Raw genomic sequence first — 2,205 nt, 5'->3', positions numbered from 1 at the left:
GCCGTGCCTGAAGCCGTAGCCGATAACAGCCCGGAACACCGGCGGGCACCGGTCACTGTTCAAAACAACGGATATCTGAGAAGATGCCTTACGACCTGCTCAAAATAGACCAATATTGAGCAGGTTTGCCGCTAGCCGAAGGAATCCTGCCATGGTGCTGACCATCCGCGAACACTTTCCGCCCCAGGAGCCGCTGGAGACGCCGGCGGTGCTGCGGGCGCTGGTGGCGGCGCATCGCCATCTGGCGGAGCTGAAAGGTGTGGCACGCAGCATCCCCAATGAGCGGCTGCTGGTGTCCACTCTGTCCCTGCAAGAGGCGCAAAGCAGTTCGGAAATCGAGAACATTATCACTACCCAGGATGCTCTCTACCGCTATCAGGTGCAGCCCGGCTCGGTGGACCCGGCCAGCAAGGAGGTGGCCTGGTATGCCCAGAGCCTGGAGGTGGGTTTTCAGGCGGTGCGTGCCTCCGGGCTGTTGCGCCTGAGTACCATCCTTGAGGTGCAGGCCACCCTGGAAGGCAACGATGCTGGCTTGCGCCGCACCCCTGGCACCGTGCTGAAAAACGAGCGCACTGGCGAGGTGGTGTATCAGCCGCCCTCGCCGGAGCAGCTGCCTGCCCTGATGGACGAGCTGGTGAGCTGGATCCATGCCGATGCCGAGAACAGCGGTGAAAACGAGCTGGACCCGCTGGTGCGCATGGCGGTCATGCATCACCAGTTCGAGACCATCCACCCGTTCTATGACGGCAATGGCCGCACCGGGCGCATTCTCAATATCCTGTTTTTGGTGCGCGCCGGGCTGCTGGATTCGCCCATCCTCTACCTGAGCCGCTACATCAGTCAGACCAAGGCGGATTACTATGCCGAGTTACAGAAGGTGCGCGACAGCGGCGATTGGGAAGGCTGGCTGCTTTATATGTTGCACGGTGTGGCGGTAACCGCCCGCCACACCACCGCGCTGGTGGAGCAGATTGCCCGCTTGCTGCAAAAGCAAAAGCACGAAATTCGGGCTCATTACCGCTTTTACAGCCAGGACCTGATCAACAATATTTTTTACCACCCTTACACCAAGGTAGCCTTTGTCGAATACGACCTGGGGGTATCGCGCGCCACCGCCAACCGATACCTGGATGAACTGGCCAAAGGCGGTATTCTCGACAAACATCGCCTGGGGCGCGAAAACTACTACATCAATCGTGAGCTGGTGCAGTTGCTGTTCAATCTGCCGCCCCTGGATATGCCACCTTTGAAGAATCAGGGAGTGCTCTAGCCTATGCCGAATTTCCTGTCTGAAGACCACATCGAGCAGGCTATAGTGCAGCGCTTGCAGCACCTGTATGGCTACGATGTGCTGGATTGTTATACCAGCGATGCGGCGGACCTGAATGACGGCTCCGGACGCGTGGACAAGCGCGAGGTGATTTTGCGCGATCGCCTGAAAGCGGCGGCCATGCGCCTGAACCCGGAGATTCCCGAGACGGCCATCGACGATGCGCTGGATCAGGTCTGCGACCAACGCCAGGCCATGGCGATGATGGTGGCCAATCGCGAGCTGGACAGCCTGATCCGGGACGGCGTGCGGGTGGAGTTCAAAGACAGTGACGGGCGCAATCGCAAAGAGCGGGTCAAGTTGATTGACTTTGAGGCGTCGGACAATAACCACTTTCTCGCGGTGACCCAGTTGTGGATTCAAAGCACCGGCGCGGCGGCCAAGGCGGGCTATCGGCGGCCGGATATTCTGCTGTATATCAACGGTCTGCCGCTGGTCTTTATTGAGCTGAAGAACTCTAACGTCAAGCTGCGTAGTGCCTACGATGACAATCTGACCAATTACAAGGCCGATATTCCCCAGTTGTTCCTCACCAATGTGTTTTGTGTGTTCAGCAACGGCCTGGAAACGCGCCTGGGCAGCCTGAGTGCCGAGTGGGAACACTTTTTCCATTGGCTGCGCCCGGAAGACGAGAAAGAAAAAATACGCCGCGACCAGATTCGCGAGCAGGGCACCAGTACCGAGCGCCTACTTCAGGGCCTGTGTGCCAAAGAAAAGCTGCTGGACTATGTGGAAAACTTTGTGATTTACCACAAGGGTACGCAGAAAATCATTGCCCAGAACCACCAGTTTATCGGCGTAAACAAGGGCTTCGACAAGTTTCTGCGCCGAGAGGAGTTCGGTGGCAAGCTCGGGGTATTCTGGCACACCCAAGG

At 58.1% G+C, this 2,205-nt stretch carries 2 protein-coding genes; both read left to right on the top strand.

The genetic code is table 11. The features are described 5' to 3' along the window. Positions 1 to 151: 151 nt before the first annotated feature. On the top strand, positions 152 to 1,270 hold the full coding sequence (locus B3187_RS15420) for a Fic family protein (RefSeq protein WP_286807352.1): 1,119 nt from the start codon (positions 152 to 154) through the stop codon (positions 1,268 to 1,270). Positions 1,271 to 1,273: 3 nt separating this feature from the next. After that, a partial coding sequence (locus B3187_RS15415) for a type I restriction endonuclease (protein ID WP_286807351.1) occupies positions 1,274 to 2,205 on the top strand: 932 nt, incomplete at its 3' end.

Source organism: Marinimicrobium sp. UBA4209 (assembly GCF_002381585.1).
Classification (GTDB): domain Bacteria; phylum Pseudomonadota; class Gammaproteobacteria; order Pseudomonadales; family Cellvibrionaceae; genus Marinimicrobium; species Marinimicrobium koreense.
This window is presented reverse-complemented; position numbering and strand designations above follow the sequence as displayed.